General features: G+C 55.6%; 9 protein-coding genes. 7 read left to right on the plus strand and 2 right to left on the minus strand.

Features of this window, described 5'->3' with window-relative positions; translation table 11 throughout:
* Nucleotides 1-271: 271 nt before the first annotated feature.
* Both ACPYIV_RS16435 and ACPYIV_RS16440 read left to right on the plus strand, forming a co-directional pair.
* The gene (locus ACPYIV_RS16435; RefSeq protein ID WP_425884074.1) at nucleotides 272-1,846 is read left to right on the plus strand and encodes a sulfatase family protein; all 1,575 of its coding nucleotides are present in this window, start codon (nucleotides 272-274) and stop codon (nucleotides 1,844-1,846) included.
* Between the two features lie 32 nt (nucleotides 1,847-1,878).
* Nucleotides 1,879-4,047, plus strand: coding sequence for a TIM-barrel domain-containing protein (locus tag ACPYIV_RS16440; RefSeq protein WP_425884076.1), 2,169 nt, complete (start codon nucleotides 1,879-1,881; stop codon nucleotides 4,045-4,047).
* On the opposite strand, the gene ACPYIV_RS16445 is transcribed toward ACPYIV_RS16440, so the two are convergent.
* Nucleotides 4,048-4,935: a helix-turn-helix domain-containing protein gene (locus ACPYIV_RS16445; RefSeq protein ID WP_425884078.1), complete on the minus strand. Its 888-nt coding sequence runs from the start codon at nucleotides 4,933-4,935 to the stop codon at nucleotides 4,048-4,050. It abuts the gene before it with no gap.
* 167 nt (nucleotides 4,936-5,102) lie between these two features.
* Between ACPYIV_RS16445 and ACPYIV_RS16450 the strand changes: the two genes are divergently transcribed.
* Genes ACPYIV_RS16450 through ACPYIV_RS16470 form a run of 5 tightly spaced genes read left to right on the plus strand, consistent with a single transcriptional unit; the run spans nucleotide 5,103 to nucleotide 17,776 of the window.
* Nucleotides 5,103-6,476 carry a sugar porter family MFS transporter gene (locus tag ACPYIV_RS16450; protein ID WP_293738696.1) on the plus strand — a complete coding sequence of 458 codons (1,374 nt, stop codon included), beginning with the start codon at nucleotides 5,103-5,105 and terminating at the stop codon, nucleotides 6,474-6,476.
* Between the two features lie 9 nt (nucleotides 6,477-6,485).
* On the plus strand, nucleotides 6,486-9,785 hold the full coding sequence (locus ACPYIV_RS16455; protein WP_425884080.1) for a DUF5107 domain-containing protein: 3,300 nt from the start codon (nucleotides 6,486-6,488) through the stop codon (nucleotides 9,783-9,785).
* A gap of 49 nt (nucleotides 9,786-9,834) precedes the next feature.
* Nucleotides 9,835-12,645: a sugar-binding domain-containing protein gene (locus ACPYIV_RS16460; protein WP_425884082.1), complete on the plus strand. Its 2,811-nt coding sequence runs from the start codon at nucleotides 9,835-9,837 to the stop codon at nucleotides 12,643-12,645.
* Between the two features lie 36 nt (nucleotides 12,646-12,681).
* The gene (locus ACPYIV_RS16465; RefSeq protein ID WP_425884084.1) at nucleotides 12,682-15,441 is read left to right on the plus strand and encodes a sugar-binding domain-containing protein; all 2,760 of its coding nucleotides are present in this window, start codon (nucleotides 12,682-12,684) and stop codon (nucleotides 15,439-15,441) included.
* Between the two features lie 46 nt (nucleotides 15,442-15,487).
* Entirely contained in the window at nucleotides 15,488-17,776 is a 2,289-nt protein-coding gene (locus ACPYIV_RS16470) for a glycosyl hydrolase family 95 catalytic domain-containing protein (protein ID WP_425884086.1), read from the plus strand.
* A 313-nt stretch (nucleotides 17,777-18,089) separates the two neighbouring features.
* On the opposite strand, the gene ACPYIV_RS16475 is transcribed toward ACPYIV_RS16470, so the two are convergent.
* Nucleotides 18,090-20,237, minus strand: coding sequence for an alpha-L-fucosidase (locus tag ACPYIV_RS16475; RefSeq protein ID WP_425884088.1), 2,148 nt, complete (start codon nucleotides 20,235-20,237; stop codon nucleotides 18,090-18,092).
* Nucleotides 20,238-20,247: the final 10 nt, after the last annotated feature.

The raw sequence follows: 20,247 nt of genomic DNA on the forward strand, positions 1-20,247 counted from the left end.
GGCCGGAGGTGGCATTTATCTTTTCAGTATCTCTTGTACTTTTTTATCTTTGCTGGCTTTGGTGTATTCATGATGTTTGTATTGTTCTTCTAATTCGTCTGTATACCTTTCCATTTCGTCCCAGCTCTTCATGAGGTCTTGTATAAGCTCTTCGTAGTTTTCATCTTTTATACTGTTTGCCGGATTGTTTTTATTCCCGTAAGGTAAAAGAAGATGTATTACGTCTAATTTCGTTACTTTTGCCTATAGAAAACAGAAAATATTGCATGCCATGAAAACATTCAACCAATTGATCATCGGTGCCGGCCTCCTGGCGGCAGCCTCTCCGGCGGCGGTAGCCGAAAAGCCGGTGGCGGACGGCGGACGCCCGAACATCCTCTTTATCCTTTCCGACGACCATACCTCGCAGGCGTGGGGGATATACGGCGGAATCCTGAGCGATTATGTGAAAAACGAGAATATCCGGCGCCTGGCAGCCGAAGGATGCGTGCTCGACAACTGCCTGTGCACGAACTCGATCTCCGCGCCCAGCCGTGCCGCGATCATGACAGGCGCCTACAGCCATCATAACGGAGTCTACACGCTCGAAGACGGGCTCGACCCGATGGCGGACAATATCGCCAAGCAGATGCAGCAAGGCGGCTACCAGACTGCGCTGATCGGCAAGTGGCATCTGAAGAAACAACCTTCCGGCTTCGATTACTTCTCTGTTTTCCACGACCAAGGGGAATACTGGGACCCGTTGTTCAAGACCGCCGAAGGGTGGGTGGACGACGACCAGGGAAAGAGCGGGAAGACGGAGAAAGGTTTCTCGACCGACCTGGTGACCGACAAGACGATCCAGTGGATCCGTTCGCGAGATAAGGACCAGCCCTTTATGATGTGTTGCCATTTCAAGGCGACACACGAACCCTGGGATTTCCCCGAACGGCTCGCGCATCTTTACGACGATGTCACCTTTCCCGAACCTGCCAGCATGATGGAGTTCGGACCCGGGAAGTCCGGGCGCACGTTCCCCGGGCAGCAACTCGAAAATATGGCGTGGCGCTGGGAGACGGCTTCCAAAGATCCGGATTCCTGGTGGTGCAAATACCCCGAACTGCCTTTCTCTATCCAGGGAATGGGGAAGGAGGAGGCCCGGCGTAAGACGTATCAGAAGATGATCAAGGATTACCTGCGTTGCGGGGCGGCCATCGACGACAATATCGGCCGCCTGCTGCATTTCCTCGATGAGGAAGGGCTGTCTGAGAATACGATCGTGGTGTATGTCTCCGACCAGGGTTATTTCCTCGGCGAGCACGGCTTCTTTGATAAGCGCATGATGTTCGAGGAACCGCTCCGGATGCCTTTTGTCATTCGCTACCCGAAGGAGATCCCTGCCGGGACGCGCAACGCCGACATCATCCTCAACACCGACTTTGCCGCCACGCTGGCCGACTATGCCGGGGTGGACGCCCCGTCGTGTAGCGAAGGCCGCAGCTTCCGCGACAACCTGAAAGGCGAGACTCCGCGCGACTGGCGGCAGTCCATGTACTACCGCTACTGGACGCATCACAAAATACGTCCGGCCCACATGGGAATCCGCAACCATCGCTATAAACTGATGTTCCTCTACGGCGACCCGCTGAATGCAACGGGATCGGATAAGGCCCCGGTCACTCCGTCCTGGGAGTTTTATGACCTGCTTGCCGACCCGCACGAAGATCATAACCTCTACAATTCCCCAGCTTATGCCGGAGAAATCGAGACGATGAAACGCGAACTTCTGAAGCTCCGCCGGGAGGTGGGAGACACCGATGCCGCTACGCCGCGGATGCAGGAAATACTGGACGAATATTACTGGTGATCCTTTGTCTTTTATCTTAATTTGTAATGATCATGAAAAAGAACATAATGAAACATCTCTGTAATTGCGCCGCTGTCGCGCTGCTCTCTCTTGCCGCCTGCATGGAAGTTCCCGGCGATCAGACCGGATCCGAATGGAAGGAAGCGGCTTCCGGGGTTTGGCAAATCTCTGTCGGTAAACCCGAAAAGTTGAATCTGCTGAGTGAACTCGACCTGCATCCGAAGTGGGATGCCATCAATGCGATGCCGAAAGCCGATCTGCCTGTCGACCTCGACGAGATCCGTTTCGAAGAGGTGGACGGCAAGACCTATATCCGTTTCCCGCTCGACAAGGGGGAGAAGATCTTCGGACTCGGCCTGAACTTTAAAACGGTCGAACAGCGCGGGCGGATTCTCGAACTGCATGTCGACCATTATGGCGGCAAAGATAACGGACGCACTCATGCGCCGGTTCCTTTCTTCGTCTCCAGCAAAGGCTACGGAGCTTTTATCAACTCAGCCCGTTATATCAAAGCGTATGTCGGAACAGGGGTACGCAAGGACACGAAGAATCCGCCGGAGGTGCAGGATCGTAATACCGATCCCGGTTGGAGCGCGCAGCCCTATTCCGATAACCTTGAATTTCTGGTTCCTGCCGAAGGCGTTGAGGTGGTGCTGTTCGCCGGACAGGATATGCAGGATGTCGTACGCCGTTTCAACCTCTTCAATGGAGGGGGAGTGTTGCCTCCGAAATGGGGGCTGGGTTTCTGGCATCGTGTTCCGACCCTTTTCACCGACCGGCAGGTGCAGGACGAGATAGCCGAGTTCCGGAAGCGGGGTTTCCCGCTTACCGTAATAGGTTTAGAGCCGGGTTGGATGAGCCGTGCCTATCCTTGTACCTACGAATGGGATGCCACCCGTTTTCCCGAACCCGGAAAGTTTGTGAACGACCTTTTGCAGAAACATATCCGCACGAACCTCTGGTTTAATCCGGGTGTCTCTCCGGAATGCGAAATAAGGGATGTTATCGAGCCTTACACGGCTTCCCATACGGAATGGAACGGCCTGGTTCCGGACTACCGGATGCCTGAGGCACGCCGGATCATGCTGGATCATTTCAAAAAGCACCAGTTGGATTTGGGTGTCAGCGGGTATAAGATGGATGAGAACGACGGCTACGACAACTGGCTGTGGCCCGATGTCGCAACTTTTCCTTCCGGTACGCCGGCGGAACAGATGCGGCAGATCTACGGCTCCCTGATGCAGCGCATGACGACGGATTTGTATCACGAGAAAAACCAGCGCACCTACGGGCTTGTGCGTGCCGGAAACGCCGGTACTTCTTCCTTCCCGTATGTGATCTATAACGATTACTATAATCACCGCGACTTTATCACGGCACTGATCAACAGTTCGTTTATCGGCGTGCTGTGGACGCCTGAAGTCCGTGCCTCCAAGACTTCCGAAGAATGGTTGCGCCGCATGCAGACCGTTTGTTTTTCTCCTGTCGCCATGCTGGATGCTTGGGCGGACGGGACGAAGCCGTGGTCTTTCCCTGATGTGGAGAAGCAGGTGAACGAAATCTCTCTGCTCCGTATGCGGCTGATACCGTATCTTTACACTGCATTTGCCGATTATGCTTTCGAGGGGACGCCTCCCATGCGTGCTATGAACCTCGAACCGGGCTACGCCGCTGATGAACAGATCGAGAAGGGCAAGCTCGACGGAACAGATAATCCGTATGCTATGGCGGTCAAACGCGAGGTAAAGGATCAGTTCATGGTCGGCGAAAATCTGCTGGTCGCTCCTCTCTTTGCCGGCGAAACCGAACGGAAAGTCATTCTCCCGCAAGGCAAATGGTATGATTTTTATACCGGGAAGTTGGCAGGTGAAGGCGAAGTCATTACCGTTTCTCCCGGCCTCGACCGCATTCCTGTTTATGTGAAGGACGGTGGGATTGTTCCGCTTTGTCCGCCTGTCACTGAACTGGACGGAACGAAACTTCCGCTCGAGATCCGCCATTACGGTTCCAAGCCCGGCACTTTCCGCCTGTACGACGATGACGGGGAAACTTATAATTACGAGAAAGGGGAATATACTTATCTTACTATTACAATCGATGTTTCTCCGGACGGCGGCAAACAAGGAAAGGTTTCTGTTCCGGACGGTCGTCAAGTCTGGTCGTATAACGGAGAATATACGTTCCGCTATATGACGGAGTAGTTATCCTTTCTTCATCTTCCTATACTCCCGCGGCGGCATCCCCATGATCTTGCTGAAGAGGCGGGAGAAATAGTAGGTGTCTTCGATACCGATCTTATAGCAGACCTGGTTCACCTTCATGTCCGTAAAGTCTAAGAGCTGGCAGGCCTGCTGTATCTTCAGCTGGTTGAAGTAGGTCAGCGGCGCATAGCCTGTCCGCTGGCTGAACAGGACGGAGAAGTGGGAGGAGGAATAGCCCGTGTGGGCGGCGATCTCCTGCAACGTCAGCTTCTTCTCGATGTTCTCTTTCATGAAATGGATGGCAGCCGTCACGATATCGTTCTTCTCCGTTTCGTGGCGGGCGGCATCCCGGTACTGTTGCAAGTAGCGCAAGGTGCCGAGGTAGTGGTAGAAGATGGAGCAGGCATAGAGCAAGTTCTCATGGCTGTAGCCCATTTCCAGTGTCCGGAGTATCTCTTCGAACATATCGATCCGGTTACTGATCCGGGAGTGTATCCCTGGTTTGATCTCTATCGGGCGTGTGCACTGTTTGGCGAAATGGGGAGCCAGCTTTCCTTTAAAATGGATCCAGTAGATCGTCCACGGGTTCTCGTCATTGGCTCCGTAGGCATGCGGTTTTCCGGCAGGGAGAATGAAATATTGGTTGGCGGTCACCTGGTATTCCTGTCCGTCTATGCGGAACCATCCCGACCCTTCCGTGCAATAGATAAAGACGAACTGGGCGATCGGCTCCTGACGTTCCCTGAAATGGTGCCACGCTTTCGGGTAATATCCGATGTCTGTGATGTGCAAAATGGAAGAAACAGGTTCTTCCTCCATCTCATGGATGATGGGTTGTGGCAGGACAAGCGCCCGTTCCCCGCTGAAACCGTCTTTTCTTTTAATCATGGATGACTGACTTAAGTGTGGTACAAACTTACTATTAAAATCGGAAGATTGTCCATCTCCTTCGACTTTTTATCTATTTATTTTCTACGGGAAAGGTGTTTACTTTGCATTGTATCTTAATTATTCAATATCAGCATTTATCGCAGAAAACTTAATTACTAATTATCATGAAGCAAACGACAGCCTATTTATTACTGATCTGCTTAGTTTCGGCAATGGGCGGATTGCTCTTCGGTTACGACTGGGTCGTGATCGGCGGAGCCAAGATATTTTATGAACCCTTTTTCAACCTGGAAAGTTCGGCGGCCCTTCGCGGTTGGGCGATGAGTAGCGCATTGATCGGCTGCCTGGCGGGAGCTTTGCTTTCGGGAGCCTGGAGCGACCGTTACGGGCGCAAGAAGATGCTGATTGCCGCCTCCTTCCTTTTTGTAGCTTCGGCTGTCGGGACCGGGGCGGTCGATAGTTTTTCCTGGTTTATTATCTATCGTATTATAGGCGGATTCGGAATCGGTATCGCTTCGAACGTCTCCCCGGTTTATATAGCGGAAGTTTCCCCGGCATCCGTCCGCGGGAAGTTTGTTTCGCTCAACCAGCTGACTATCGTGCTGGGTATCCTGATGGCGCAGTTGGCAAACTGGCAGATCGGCAATTACTTTTCTGCCGGGGGCGAGACGCTGAGTGCGGAGAGTATCGAATGGGCGTGGCGCTGGATGTTCTGGGCCGAGCTAATCCCGGCGGGGCTGTTCTTCATCCTCTCCTTTGTGATCCCCGAAAGTCCGCGCTGGTTAGCCACGGCCGGGCGTACAGCCGAGGCTGGTAAAATCCTGGTGCGCGTAGGCGGCGAGGAATACGCCGGACAGACGCTTTCCGAACTGGGGCAGTTGAACGGCGGTAAGAAAGAAAAAGCCAATTGGGGCGCGTTGCTGCAACCCGGCGTACGGAATGTGCTGGTGATCGGGATCGTGCTGGCCGTCTTCCAGCAGTGGTGCGGGATCAACGTGATCTTCAACTATGCGCAGGAAATCTTTTCGGCTGCCGGCTATGCCGTGTCCGATGTCCTGATGAATATCGTGGTGACGGGAATAACGAACGTGGTCTTTACATTTGTCGCTATCTATACGGTGGATAAATGGGGGCGGCGCACTCTGATGTTTGTCGGTTCGGCAGGGCTGGCGGTGATCTATACGATCCTCGGAACGTGCTATTTCTTAGGGATCAGTGGTTGGCCGATGTTATTGCTGGTCGTGTTGGCGATCGCCTGCTATGCCATGTCGTTGGCGCCGGTAGTCTGGGTCGTGCTTTCCGAAATATTCCCTGTTCGTATACGTGGTATGGCGATGGCGCTCTCCACCTTCTTCCTTTGGGTGGCCTGCTTCCTGCTGACCTATACCTTCCCGATCCTGAATGAGGCGGTCGGCGCTTCGGGTACGTTCTGGCTGTATGGCGGAATCTGCTTGGCGGGTTTCCTCTTTATACGGGTCAAGCTCCCCGAAACAAAAGGGAAGACACTGGAAGAGCTGGAAAAAGAATTAACGAAATAATATTAGAATATGGCAGAGAATGTAAAAGTATGGGAAGAAGATATCCTCCTTCCCACCTACGGTATCGGTAAACCGGAAAAGAACCCGATGTTCCTCGAAAAACGTGTGTACCAGGGAAGCAGCGGAGTGGTCTATCCCTATCCCGTGATCGAGAAGATAGAAGATACCTGTGAGGACAAGTCCTATCACGCCGTGTATCTGGAAAACGAATATATAAAGGTGATGATCCTGCCGGAATTGGGCGGACGGGTGCAGATGGCGTACGACAAGATCAAGCAGCGTCATTTCATCTACTACAACCATGTGATCAAGCCCGCCCTGGTCGGCCTGACCGGTCCCTGGATCTCCGGCGGTATCGAGTTTAACTGGCCGCAGCACCACCGTCCGAGCACGTTCCTCCCAGTAGACTATTCGATCGAGAAAAAGCCGGATGGCAGTGTGATTGTTTGGGTGAGCGAAAGGGAACGGATGTTCCACCAGAAAGGTATGGCCGGGTTCACGTTACGTCCGGGGCGTGCTGTTCTGGAAATACAGGGCAGGGTGTATAATCCGACTCCGGTCCCGCAGACCTTCCTCTGGTGGGCGAATCCGGCAGTTGCGGTGAACGGGCAGTACCAGTCGGTCTTCCCCGGTGATGTCAATGCCGTGTTCGATCATGGCAAACGGGATGTTTCGCGTTATCCGATCGCTACGGGAACATACTATAAGATGGATTATTCGGCGGGTGTCGATATCTCCCGGTATAAAAATATCCCGGTTCCCACTTCTTATATGGCGATCCGTTCGAAATACAATTTTGTCGGCGGTTACGAAAACGATACCCGTGCCGGTGTCCTGCACGTCGCCAACCACCATATCTCTCCGGGTAAGAAACAATGGACCTGGGGTAACGGCGATTTCGGGCAGGCTTGGGACCGTAACCTGACGGATGCGGACGGCCCCTATATCGAACTGATGACAGGCGTCTATACAGACAACCAACCCGATTTCACCTGGCTACAGCCGTATGAAGAAAAGACCTTCACCCAATACTTCATGCCCTATCGGGAACTGGGAGTCGTCAAGAACGCTTCTTCCGACCTGCTGATGAACATCGAACCGGAAGGCAATGCTGCCCGTCTGAAGATTTTCGCCACTTCGGCGCAGAAGGATTTGCATATCGTGGTGACGAAAGAAGGCGGGCAAGTCCTGGACATAACCCGCGATATCACGCCCGAAACGATCCTGGAAGAGCTGGTTCCGGTCGATACATTTACCGGCATCCGCGTCTCTATCCACAGCGCAAAGGGAAAACTTCTCTTATCCTGGGAACCCGAACCCAATGAGATAAAGGAAGTTCCCGAACCGGCAAAAGCAGCTCTCGACCCGAAGGACATCCGGACGACGGAACAGCTCTACCTGACCGGCCTGCATCTCGAACAGTACCGCCATGCGACCTATTCCGCCACCGATTATTATCAAGAGGCGCTGAGCCGTGATCCCGGCGATGTCCGCAACAACAATGCAATGGGGCTGTGGCTGATCCGTAAGGGGCAGTTTGCCAAAGCCGAACTCTATCTGCGACGGGCTGTCGGGACGCTGACGGAGAAGAACCCGAACCCCTATGACGGCGAACCTCTGTACAACCTCGGATTGGCTCTGAAATACCAGGGCAAGACGGACGAAGCCTACGACTTCTTCTATAAGGCTTGCTGGAACGCCGCCTGGCAGGATGCCGGATATTATTCGCTGGCCCAGTTGTCCGCTTCGAAAGGCAATTGGGAGGATGCCTTGTACGAGATCGACAAGTCCCTGCTCCGTAACTGGCATAACCTGCGCGGCCGCCATCTGAAAGCGGTCGTCCTGCGGCATCTCGGACGTACGGACGAGGCGCTTGCCCTGATCCGCGAATCCCTCGAGATCGACCGTTTCAACTTCGGCTGTAGCTTCGAAGAATATCTGTTGACAGGCGAGAAGTCCGTTTTGGATGACCTGGTTGTACGGATGCGCCGGGAAGGACATAATTACGAGGAGCTGGCGCTCGACTATGCCTCCGCCGGCTGTTGGGAAGAAGCCCTGAAGGTGGTCGAGGCCGCTTGCGACGTTGCCGTCTCGGAACGTACGCTGCTCTACTATTATAAGAGCTGGTTCCTGTTGTCCTTAGGCCGCTTGAAAGAAGCCGAAATGGCCATCTGTGTCGCCGAGCATCAGCCGGCCGACTGCTGTTTCCCGAATGCGCTGGAAGCGATCACGGCGTTGGAGGCGATCATCCGCTTTAAGGACGTCGCACCGAAAGCCCATTACTACCTGGGCAACCTCTGGTACGACAAACGCCAGTACACCGAGGCGATAGCCGAGTGGGAGAAGTCGGTCGAGCAGGACGATACCTTCCCGACAGTCCTCCGCAACCTGTCCCTGGCCTATTTCAATAAGTTAGGCAAGCAGGAGGAAGCGGTCGCATTACTTGAACGGGCGTTTAAGTTGGATATACGGGATGCCCGTATCCTGATGGAACTCGACCAGCTGTACAAGCGCCTGAACCGTCCGCATGCCGACCGCCTGGCCTCGCTGGATAAAATCAAAGAGACAGTCTTCTCCCGTGACGACCTCTATCTGGAGTATGTCACCCTGCTGAACCAACTGGGACGCTACGAAGAGGCGATCCGTATGATCGACGCCCGTCGTTTCCATCCCTGGGAAGGCGGAGAGGGGAAAGTCCCCGCTCAGTATCAGTTGGCACGTGTCGAGTTGGTGAAAGGTTACCTGAAATCCGGTGAGAATGAGAAGGCGTTGAGCCTGATCGAAGCATGTTTCACCTATCCCCATAATTTGGGCGAAGGGAAACTCTACGGAGCGCAGGAGAACGATTTCAATTATTACAAGGCTTGTGCCCTTCAGGCGTTGGGACGTGAGGCCGAAGCGCGCGAACTGTTCCTTGCCGCCAGCACCGGAAACAGCCAGCCGGCAGCAGCCATGTACTACAACGACCAGAAGCCGGACAAGATCTTCTACCAGGGCCTGGCACTCCGCAAGCTGGGACGCGAGGAAGAAGCCCGCGGGCGTTTCAACCGACTGATCGATTTCGGCGAGAAGCATTTGTTTGATACTTTCAAGATGGACTATTTCGCTGTCTCGCTTCCCGATCTTCAGATATGGGAGGACGACATGGACAAGAAGAACCGCATCCATTGCAACTACCTCATGGGGTTGGGGCATCTCGGACTCGGCAACCTCGACAAGGCGGAGCGCTATTTCGATATCGCCGCCGGTATGGACAATAACCACCAGGGAGTACAGATACACCGCCAAATGGTCGGCAACCTCGTATAACATGGCGGACAATCGGACAGATTTATTAATTACTTAAACAGGTAGGATTATGAAGCAGGTGAACATATTGTTATTTTGGGCCTCGATAAGCCTTGTATTATTTCTTTCCTGTAAAGGCGCTTCGTCAGAACTGTCCTTGGCAGGCGAGTGGCAATTCGCTCTGGACCCGGAGGATGCCGGGGTAGGGCAGCAGTGGCAGAACAAAGAGCTGGGCGACGTCGTCCGTCTGCCTGGTTCGTTGCAGGAACAGGGCAAAGGTGAAGATGTCAGCCTGGACACCCGCTGGACGGGGCAGGTTGTCGACAGTTCCTGGTATAGCGCACCCGAATATGCAGCATACCGGCAGCCGGGCAATATCAAAGTCCCCTTCTGGCTGAATCCGGACAAGCACTATGTCGGTGTTGCCTGGTATCAGAAGAAAGTGAACGTACCCGCCGGTTGGGAGGATCGTCCGGTTGTCCTCAGCCTCGAACGGACGCATTGGGCGACTACCCTCTACGTCGACGGTGAGAAAGCCGGCGAACAGAATTCGTTGCAGACGCCCCACCGCTATGTGCTGGAAGGGCTGACTGCCGGCGAACATACGATTACGCTGCGCGTGGACAATCGCCTCTATGTCGATGTCGGCATGAATGCGCACAGCGTCTCCGACCATACGCAGAGCAACTGGAACGGGATCATCGGCGATATCAAGCTCTCGGCAAAGCCGTCTCTCTATATTGGCTCCGTACAGATCTACCCGGATATCAAGACCCGGCAGGCCCGTGTGAAAGTCCGGTTCGAAGGAAGCGCCGGTCAAGCCTCCTCAACCGTCACGTTGCAAGCCGAAACGTTGGCTGGCAAGCCGGTCGGTGAACCTGTCCAGTCCACTTTCAACGGCACTTCCGGTCATGTGGAGGCCACCGTCGATCTCGGCGAAGATGCCGCCCTCTGGTCCGAACACACCCCGAACGTCTATAAGATGAAAGTCTCCCTGCAATCCCCCGGTGGCATCGACGAGGCAAGCTACAACTTCGGCCTCCGCGAGTTCAAGGCGAACGGCACGCGCTTCGAGGTCAACGGGCAGCCTGTCTTCCTCCGCGGTACGCTGGAATGCTGCATCTTTCCCCTGACCGGCTATCCCGCCATGCACAGCGACTATTGGGCGAAGATCTACCGCACCTGCAAGGCGTACGGCCTGAACCATGTCCGTTTCCATTCTTGGTGTCCCCCCGAAGCCGCTTTCCACGTGGCTGACAGTATGGGCGTTTACCTGCAGGTGGAATGCGGCGGCTGGGCGGAAGTAGGCAGCGGTAAGCCGCAAGACCAGTGGTTGAAGGAAGAGAGCGACCGCATCCTCGAAGAATACGGCAATCACCCATCTTTCTGCATGATGGTCTACGGCAATGAGCCGGGCGGAGCTGATCAGGTACGCTACCTCTCCGGCCTGGTCGACCATTGGAAGAGCAAAGACGGACGCCACGTCTATTCGAGTGCCGCCGGTTGGCCCTATGTCGAGAACGCCGACTACTGGAATACCCCCGACCCGCGCATTCAGGCTTGGGGCGCCGGCCTCAACAGCATCATCAACCGGGAGGCTCCCCGGACGGATTACGACTTTGCCGCGAAGCTCCGGCCGGATATGCCGACCGTCAGTCACGAGATCGGGCAGTGGTGCGTCTACCCTAACTTCGACGAGATAAAGAAATATACCGGCGTCCTGAAGGCGAAGAACCTCGAGATCTTCCGGGAGACACTGGCCGCCAAAGGCATGGCGGATATGGGCGCCAAATTTCTCTACGCCTCCGGCCGCCTGCAGACCCTCTGTTATAAGGCGGATATCGAAGCCGCTCTCCGTACCTCCGGCTTTGCCGGCTTCCAGTTGCTCGACCTCCATGACTTTCCCGGGCAGGGGACGGCGCTGGTTGGCGTGCTCGACCCCTTCTGGGACGATAAAGGATATGTGACGGGAGAGGAATACAGCACCTTTTGCAACAGCACCGTGCCGCTCGTCCGCTTCCCGAAGATGGTTTGGCTGAACGACGAAGTGCTGGAGGCTCCCCTCGAGATGGCCCATTTCGGCGAGAAGGCGATCACCCATGCTACGGTCAACTGGCGCATAACCGCCGCAGACAAGCAGGTGTTGGCCGAAGGCGCCTTCACCCGTGACCTGCCTCTCGGCAACTGCATCCCGGCCGGCAACATCCATTGCGACCTTTCCGGTATCAAAGAAGCCTCGCAGCTCACCGTCACCGCTTCGATCGAGGGTACGGATATACAGAACCGGTGGAATATCTGGGTCTATCCAGCTGTAAAGCAGGCGGTAAGCACTCTTCCGCATATCACGACACGCCTGGACCGGACGGCACAGGAGAAGTTGCAGAACGGCGAGTCCGTCCTCCTGCTCACCTACGGCACCGTCCCGCCCGATAAGGGAGGCGACATCGTCACCGGTTTCTCCAGTATCTTCTGGAACACGGCCTGGACCCGAGGGCAGGCACCGCATACCCTCGGCATCTGCTGTGATGCGGGACATCCGGCACTGGCGGCTTTCCCGAACGACGGGGTGAGCGACTACCAGTGGTGGGACCTGATGAGCCGTTGCGACGCAATGGTGATAGACGGCATGCCGGAAGACTTCCGCCCGATCGTCTATATCGTCGACGACTGGTTCACGAACCGCAAGCTCGGAATGCTCTACGAAGCCCGTGTCGGTAAAGGCAAACTGCTCGTGTGCGGTGCAGATCTGCAGAATGACCTCGCTACCCGCCCGGCAGCGGCACAGTTTCGCCAGAGCCTCCTCGAATATATGGCTTCGCTGGATTTCAACCCCTCGCAGGAACTGAAAGTGGAAGACATCGTACACGCTGATTTAAGATGATAATAGTACACACCAAATAAAGAAGATAAAGTACACATGAAAAGAATCTCTATGTTAATGATCGCCCTGTTCGCCTGCATGATCGTGCAGGCCGGACAGCCCGACCGCCTGGACCTCTCCGGCTTGTGGCGCTTCCAACTCGACCCGATGGGGTTCGGCAAGACACCCGGTTCGGAACTCTACCTCAGCAAGTTGACGGAAACCATCATGCTCCCCGGCTCGACCGACGAAGGGGGCAAGGGAGTGCAGAATGTCGTCGCCCATGTCGACCGCCTCAGCCGCAAGTTCGAATACTGCGGGCAGGCGTGGTACCAGCGCGAAGTCGTGATACCGGAAGCATGGCAAGGGAAAGAGGTTATCCTTTCGCTCGAACGTTGCCACTGGGAGACGGCTGTCTTTGTGGACGGCAAACCCGTCGCAACCGACGAACGCCTCTCCACCCCGAACCGTTTCAACCTCACCAAGCAGTTGACACCCGGTCTGCACACGCTGACGCTCTGTGTCGACAACCGCCTGAAATACCCGATGGACCAGTGGGCGCACGGCACGACCGAATACACGCAGACCAACTGGAACGGCGTTGTAGGCCGTATGGAGCTTATCGCCAAGCCGTCTTGCCACATCGCTAAGATGGACATCTATCCCGACACGGATGCGAAGAAGGTGAAAGTGCGCCTTGCCTTCCACACCGCCGGCAATCCGGCAAAGGGAGAGCTGGCGTTCAGCATCCGCAAGAAGGGTGGGAAAGAAGTATGCCGCGTTGCCGTCCCTGTCACCCTCACTGGTAAGGAGGACAAGATCGAACAGGAGCTTGTCTTAGGCAAGGAGATGAAACTCTGGGACGAGTTCTCGCCCGCCCTCTACGACCTGACCGCCACTCTCGCGACGGAAGCCGGCGAAGACACACGCTCGTCTGTCTTCGGTATGCGCCACGTGGAACAAGGCAAGCATCACATCCGTGTGAACGGCCGCAACGTCCACCTGCGCGGGGTCCTTGATTGCTGCGTCTTCCCGCTCACCGGCTATCCGGCTACGGATGTGGAAGAGTGGACACGCATCTTCAATACGGTTAAAGACTACGGGATGAACCACGTCCGCTTCCATTCCTGGTGTCCCCCGGAGGCCGCTTTCGATGCTGCCGACGAACTGGGGCTTTACCTCCAGGTCGAACTCCCGATGTGGATCAAGGATGTCGGGCAGTATCCCGCTCGCCGCGATTTCTTCGAGAAGGAGATGTATGCCATTTTAGATGAATACGGCAACCATCCCTCCTTCATCCTCTACTGCAACGGCAACGAGAACGAAGGCGACTTTGCTGTCCTCGAAGACCTCATCGGGAAGGGTCGGGCCTACGACCCGCGCCACCTCTATTCCGCTTCCACAGCCCGCACGCATGTGAAATCTGACCAGTTCTATGCCTCTCATGTCGCCGCCAACGCGGGTGATACGGACAGGAAGTGGATCACTGTCTACGAGGGCAAGCCCTCGACCGACTGGGATCGCAGCGAAGAGTCGGCTATCGACGTACCGGTCATTGCACACGAGACGGGACAGCGCTGCATGTACCCCGACTTCAAAGAGATAAAGAAATACACCGGCGTTCTCGAACCCCGTAACTTCAAAGTCTACCAGGACCGCCTCGCCCGCAACGGCATGCTGCACCAGGCGGAAGACTTCTTTCGGGCGACAGGCGCGCATACCGTCCTCCAGTATAAGGAGGTGAATGAAGCTCTCTTGCGCACCTCTACCTCCGGCGGTTTCCAGTTGCTCGGCCTTTCGGACTTCCCCGGACAGGGATGCGCATTTGTCGGTCTCCTCGATGCTTTCTGGGAAAGCAAAGGACTGGTGACGCCGGAGAAATACCGCGAGTCATGTGCCCCGGTCGTCCTCCTGGCACGCCTGCCGAAACGCACTTATACGAATGCGGAAATCTTTACCGCCAAGATGGGTATCTACCAGTATGGTCCCGAAGCGATCCGCAAAGGCCAGCTCGCCTGGCAGCTTGTTGGTGAGAACGGCGATGTGGTCGCAAGCGGCAAGATAAGTCACCGGGAGATCGCAATCAGCACGGTCGACTCGCTCGGCGCCGTCAGCATCCCGTTGAATAAGATCGCTGCCTCCGGCAAATACACGCTGAAGGCAAGCATCGCCGGAGGCATCCGCAACGAGTGGAACATCTGGGTCTACCCCGCCGCAGGGCAAGCTGCCTCAGCCGGATACAAATATGTCCGCCGTTGGACCGAGGCGAAAGAACTGTTACAGAAGGGAGAAAACGTCCTTTTAGTCCCCGACAGTTGTGCCGGCCGTAAGGCGCATTTCGCCAGCCACTTCTGGAACCCGATCATGTTCAACTGGAACCCGATGATTGTCGGAACGCGCATCGAGCATACGCACCCCGTCTTCCGCGACTTCCCGACTTCCTACTATGCCGACTGGCAGTGGTGGGACATCCTCAACTACGCGACAGCGGTGGACCTTACCGATATGCCCGCCCTGACCCCCGTCATCCAGAGCATCGACACCTACGAGGTGAACCGCAAGCTCGGCATCTCCTTCGAAGCGCGCGTCGGTGGCGGCAAGCTCTTCGTCCTTGCCGTCGACCCGTCGAAGAACATCGGGAACCGGCCGGCCATGCAACAACTGCTGACCTCGGTCCGTAACTACGTCGCCTCCGATCGCTTCGCCCCGGTCGCCACCTTGCAACCCTACGAACTGGACGCCCTGTTCGACTACGGCAAGATCGGCAATGCCACTACACAGTCCGGCGACGCAATCAAGCAACTATTAAATCAATAAACCCTATCTTTGCAGAAGATAGAATAACATTGATGATTTAATACGCATGAAAAAAGAATGTTTGATAACCTGCATAAGCGTATGCCTACTGGCTGCTTGTAGCGGAAACGAGAATGCGCACCTCGATGTCACACCCTCGGGCAGTGATTTGCAGTTTAAGAACTTGGCGAAGACGTGGGACGAAGGTGTCCCGCTCGGTAATGCCACTGTAGGGGCGCTTGTTTGGCAACGCGATTCGGCACTCCGCCTTTCGCTGGACCGGACAGACCTTTGGGACTTGCGCCCGTCGGACAGCATTGCTGGACCGGACAACCGTTTCGCCTGGGTGTGCGAACAGGTACGCAAAGGTGATTACCGGCCGGTGCAGGAGAAGTTCGATGATCCTTACAACGCCTTGCCCGCTCCCTCGAAGATACCGGGGGCGGCTCTGGAATTCCCTTTGAAGATGGGTAAGGTCGCGTCGGTGCATCTCTTCCTGAACAATGCCTTGTGTGAAGTTAACTGGGAGAACGGGGCGAAGATGAAGACCTTCGTGCACGCTACCGAGCCGGTTGGCTGGTTCGTGTTCGAGAACTTGCCCGACACCGTTTCGCCCGTCATCATAGCACCCCGCTACAACGATCCGGATGATCCTGCGGGTGATAACTCGCACGCCGGCCCCGCCCTGAAACGCCTCGGATATAAACAGGGGACGGTACAAAAGGAAGCCGGCACGACCACTTTCCACCAGGAAGGGTGGGGAGGCTTTTCATACGATGTGGTCGTCCGTTGGCAGCAGAAAGGCGGTATGCTCTGTGGCGTGTGGAGCCTGACCTCGTCCGCCTCGGAAGACCGCGCCGGACAGGAAACGGCGGATGCGATGAAGCGCGGCGTCGAGGCCGACTACCGTTCCCATCTGGACTTCTGGAAAGGCTATTGGGAACAATCGGCTGTCTGGCTGCCGGATAGCATCTTGCAGAAGCAGTATGACAATGAGATGTACAAGTTCGGTTCCGCTGCCCGCGAGGATTCGTACCCCATCTCCCTGCAAGCGGTCTGGACGGCCGATAACGGTATGTTGCCGCCCTGGAAAGGCGACTACCATCACGACCTCAACACGCAGTTGAGCTACTGGCCCGCCTACGCCGGCAACCACCTGAAGGAAGGGATGGGCTACCTGAACACCTTGTGGAGCCAGCGCGAGGTGTATAAGAAATACACCCGGCAGTATTTCGAGACGGACGGGATGAACGTGCCCGGAGTCTGTACGCTGACCGGCGAACCGATGGGTGGCTGGGTGCAGTATTCGATGTCGCCGACGGTCGGCGCGTGGCTGGCGCAGCACTTCTACCTGCACTGGAAATATTCGGCCGACCGTGTCTTCCTCGAAGAGCGTGCCTACCCGTTTGTGAAAGACGTGGCGACCTATCTGGAACAGATCTCCACCGTCGATGCCGACGGGGTGCGCAAGCTGCCGCTGAGTTCCAGCCCGGAGATCTTCGACAACTCGATCGACGCCTGGTTCAAGGATATGACGAACTATGACCTCTCCCTGATGCGCTTCGCTTTCAAAGCCGCCTCCGAGCTGGCTGCCGAACTGGGGCTGCCGGACGAGGCCGCCCGGTGGAAGGCCGATGGCGCGCAACTGCCTGCATTCAGCTTAGATGCGGACGGCGCCCTCGCATTTGCCAAAGGCTTCCCTTACAATCAGTCGCACCGTCATTTCTCCCATGCTATGTCTATCCACCCGCTCGGCCTCGTCGACTGGAGCCAGGGGAAGGAGTCGCAGGAGATCATCAAGGCGACGCTCAAGAAGTTGGAGGACTTCGGCCCCGATTACTGGTGCGGCTATTCCTACAGCTGGTTCGGGAATATGAAAGCCCGTGCCTTCGATGGCGAAGGGGCTGCCGATGCGCTCCGTACCTTCGCCGAATGCTTCTGCCTCTCCAATACGTTCCATGCCAACGGTGACCAGACGAAGAGCGGGAAGTCCCATTTCACCTACCGGCCGTTTACCTTAGAGGGCAATTTTGCCTTTGCCGCCGGCATCCAGGAGATGTTGCTCCAGAGCCATACGGGGGTGATACGGGTGTTCCCGGCTGTCCCGGCTACCTGGCAGGATGTCTCTTTCGACCACCTGCGTGCGATGGGCGCTTTTCTCGTCTCGGCTGAAAAGCAGGGCGGTGCGCTCCGGCTGGTCCGCATCTATCCCGAACAGGGCGGAACGCTCCGGCTGGCTATCCCCGACGGATGCAAGGTCGTTTCCGTATCGGGCCATAAAGGGGAGAAGCAGGAGAAGGACGGCGTCCTGACGCTCGAAACGACGAAAGGTGAGATGGTGACGGTGGAATTCTAAGTCCGGGTTTTAGCATACGGAAAAGGAGCAGTGTCGAAACAAAATTTAGCTTACTAATAGATATAATTTAGGCACGGATTACACGGAAAACACGGAAAGAAAATATATTTGTCCGTGTAAGTCCGTGAAATCCGTGCCTAAAAAGATCGTGATAAAGTTGTTTTGACACACCCCCTTTCTGTTTTGAGGGTATGCCGAAAGCATCTTTGTCATGGCGGACTTGATCTGCCAACTCATCCTATGCGGTTTATCAATGCTTAGTCTGCGGTTCCGGTCAAGTCCGGAATGACACAACGACTACTGCAGATTGTCTTTAGAACAAGTCTATCTCTGCAATGGCCGCTTCTTCCGTACCGGCTGCTATTTCCGCTGCCTCTATTTTTACGTAGCGGGCTTTCACCGCTTTCTTGAAGTGGTGAAAGCGCTTGGACGGGTCGTTGACGAGGTTGCCGAACTCGAAGCTCTCCGCTTCTTTCCAACTCTTGCCGTCGTCGCTGGTCCGGATGGTGCCTCCTACCGTTCCTTTGCCGCCCTCCTTTTTCGGAGTGTAGGCAAAGCCGCTGATCGTCTGTTCGCTGCCGAGGTCGATGGCAATGTAGTCCGAGGTCTTGCCCGCTGGTTTCCATCCTTTCTTGATCAGGCCGAACTGTTCCTGCAGGGTTGCTCCCTTTTCTCCGTTCAGGATGGCTACGGCTTTCAGTTCGCTGTTACCCATTTGGAAAGGTGCCTTATATTCGGTGGCTCCGGCCGATGGTTCCGTCCCGTCTGTCGTATAGTAGATCTTGAAGCCTGCGTTCAGGTTCTCGGCAATGTTCTCGCCGTGCGCTTTCCATCCGAATTCCTGTGCCATCGGCTCGATGGTAACCAGTCCGTCTATGCTTCTTTGTGCGCTCAACCGGGGCGGGCGTGCTTTGTAGTGATGGGCGGAGATGGTGCAGATCGCAGGTGTCAGGCGGGATTCGAGTATGCGGACCCGTATCTTGTCCGTCGTGACATCGGGGAAGCGCAGGATTCGTTTGTAGCCGATATTGGTGGCATGGGCGATCTCTTTCCAGCCTCCTTCGATCCAGGCGTCCACGGCGTGTTTTTCCACTCGTTCTCCGTTGGTGGCAATCGCTTCCTGGATGACGAGGCGGTTGAGGGTGACAGGTTGGGGAGTGGAGATGACGATTCCCGCCTCATCCTTATCGACCGTCACATAGGTGTCAGCATTTTGGTCGAGCAACTCTTTCGGGCCTTTTGCCTGACGGAACAGGTCGGTCCCGTAGGTCTCCCGGATTCGCTGGCCGGTTTCTTTCAATACGGCTACATCTGTTGGAGAGAATTTTCCGTCCCGGTTGGGTGGAATGTTTAACAGGAAGGTGGAGTTGCCTCCTACGGCGCGTTCATAGATGTCGAACACATCGTCGGTGCTTCGTACTTTCTGGTGCGTGTCGTCCCGGTAGAACCAGCCTTCACGGATGGAGGTATTGGTCTCGGCCTGCTGGTAATGCAGGTATTTGGCTTTATAGAGCTGTTCACGGCTTCCGAGGTCTTTGTCCGTCATATCGGCAAAGTTAGACATCGTGTCCGGATTCGCCTGGTAGGGAACTACGTTCCATTCGGTCGACCGTGTGCCGCCGGCTTCGTTGCCGCACCACCGGACATCTTCCCGTCCGAAGATGACGGCATCGGGAGCAAGTGCCTTGATCAGTTTCTTCCAGGCGGGGTAGTTATAGGTCTGTCCGCCTTTTCGCTTGGGGTGTGCCCCGTCGAACCATACTTCGTGGATCGGGCCGTATTCGGTCAGGATCTCGAAAAGTTGGTTGAGGAAGTATTCGTTGTAGTCGTCCACTACGAATTCGAAACGGATCTTGTTGGCAAAAGGCCGTCCGGGCACTTCTCGCGGGATGGTCCTCTTGGTGTACTTGCTGAGGTTGCCGTACAGCCCTTCCGGGTTTTCGATATGGTAGAGGTCTGCCGGCGACAGGTATACGCCTAACTTCAGCCCGTACTTGCGGCAGGAGGCCGACAGGTCTTTCAGGATGTCGCCTTTGCCGTTGCGGAAACCGGTGGACATGATGCCGTGTTTCGTGTAGCGGCTTTGCCATAGGACGAACCCGTCATGGTGCTTGACCGTCAGGATCACCATTTTCATGCCGGCCGCTTTCATGGCTTCGCACCACTGGTCCGTGTCGAGCTCTTTCAGGTCGAAGACTGTCGGGTCTTCCTTTCCGTTTCCCCATTCCAAGCGAGTGAAGCTGTTCGGCCCGAAGTGGATAAAGGCGATAAACTCGTTTTGCAAGGCTGCCAGCTGGTTCGGAGTCGGTACGACATGAGCGGCCTTTTCGATGATTGTCGCATGACTGTCGGTCGCCTCTACCGGGATCGTGTTCTGGAATTGCATTTGCTTGTTCTGGTTTTGGGCCTGTCCCTGTAAGGATAGCAAGGTCCCAAGCAGAAGGATAAAAGTGTGTTTCATGTTTATAAGC

Source organism: Parabacteroides vesiculifaciens (assembly GCF_049860805.1).
In the GTDB taxonomy this organism is placed as follows: Bacteria; Bacteroidota; Bacteroidia; order Bacteroidales; family Tannerellaceae; genus Parabacteroides.

What these genes read in the sequence shown, in the direction of transcription:
- ACPYIV_RS16455 (WP_425884080.1), top strand. Translation starts at nt 6,486, where the DNA reads ATGGCAGAGAATGTAAAAGTATGGGAAGAAGATATCCTCCTTCCCACC.
- ACPYIV_RS16465 (WP_425884084.1), top strand. Translation starts at nt 12,682, where the DNA reads ATGAAAAGAATCTCTATGTTAATGATCGCCCTGTTCGCCTGCATGATC.
- ACPYIV_RS16460 (WP_425884082.1), top strand. Translation starts at nt 9,835, where the DNA reads ATGAAGCAGGTGAACATATTGTTATTTTGGGCCTCGATAAGCCTTGTA.
- ACPYIV_RS16470 (WP_425884086.1), top strand. Translation starts at nt 15,488, where the DNA reads ATGAAAAAAGAATGTTTGATAACCTGCATAAGCGTATGCCTACTGGCT.
- ACPYIV_RS16450 (WP_293738696.1), top strand. Translation starts at nt 5,103, where the DNA reads ATGAAGCAAACGACAGCCTATTTATTACTGATCTGCTTAGTTTCGGCA.
- ACPYIV_RS16440 (WP_425884076.1), top strand. Translation starts at nt 1,879, where the DNA reads ATGAAAAAGAACATAATGAAACATCTCTGTAATTGCGCCGCTGTCGCG.
- ACPYIV_RS16435 (WP_425884074.1), top strand. Translation starts at nt 272, where the DNA reads ATGAAAACATTCAACCAATTGATCATCGGTGCCGGCCTCCTGGCGGCA.
- ACPYIV_RS16445 (WP_425884078.1), bottom strand. Translation starts at nt 4,935, where the DNA reads ATGATTAAAAGAAAAGACGGTTTCAGCGGGGAACGGGCGCTTGTCCTG.
- ACPYIV_RS16475 (WP_425884088.1), bottom strand. Translation starts at nt 20,237, where the DNA reads ATGAAACACACTTTTATCCTTCTGCTTGGGACCTTGCTATCCTTACAG.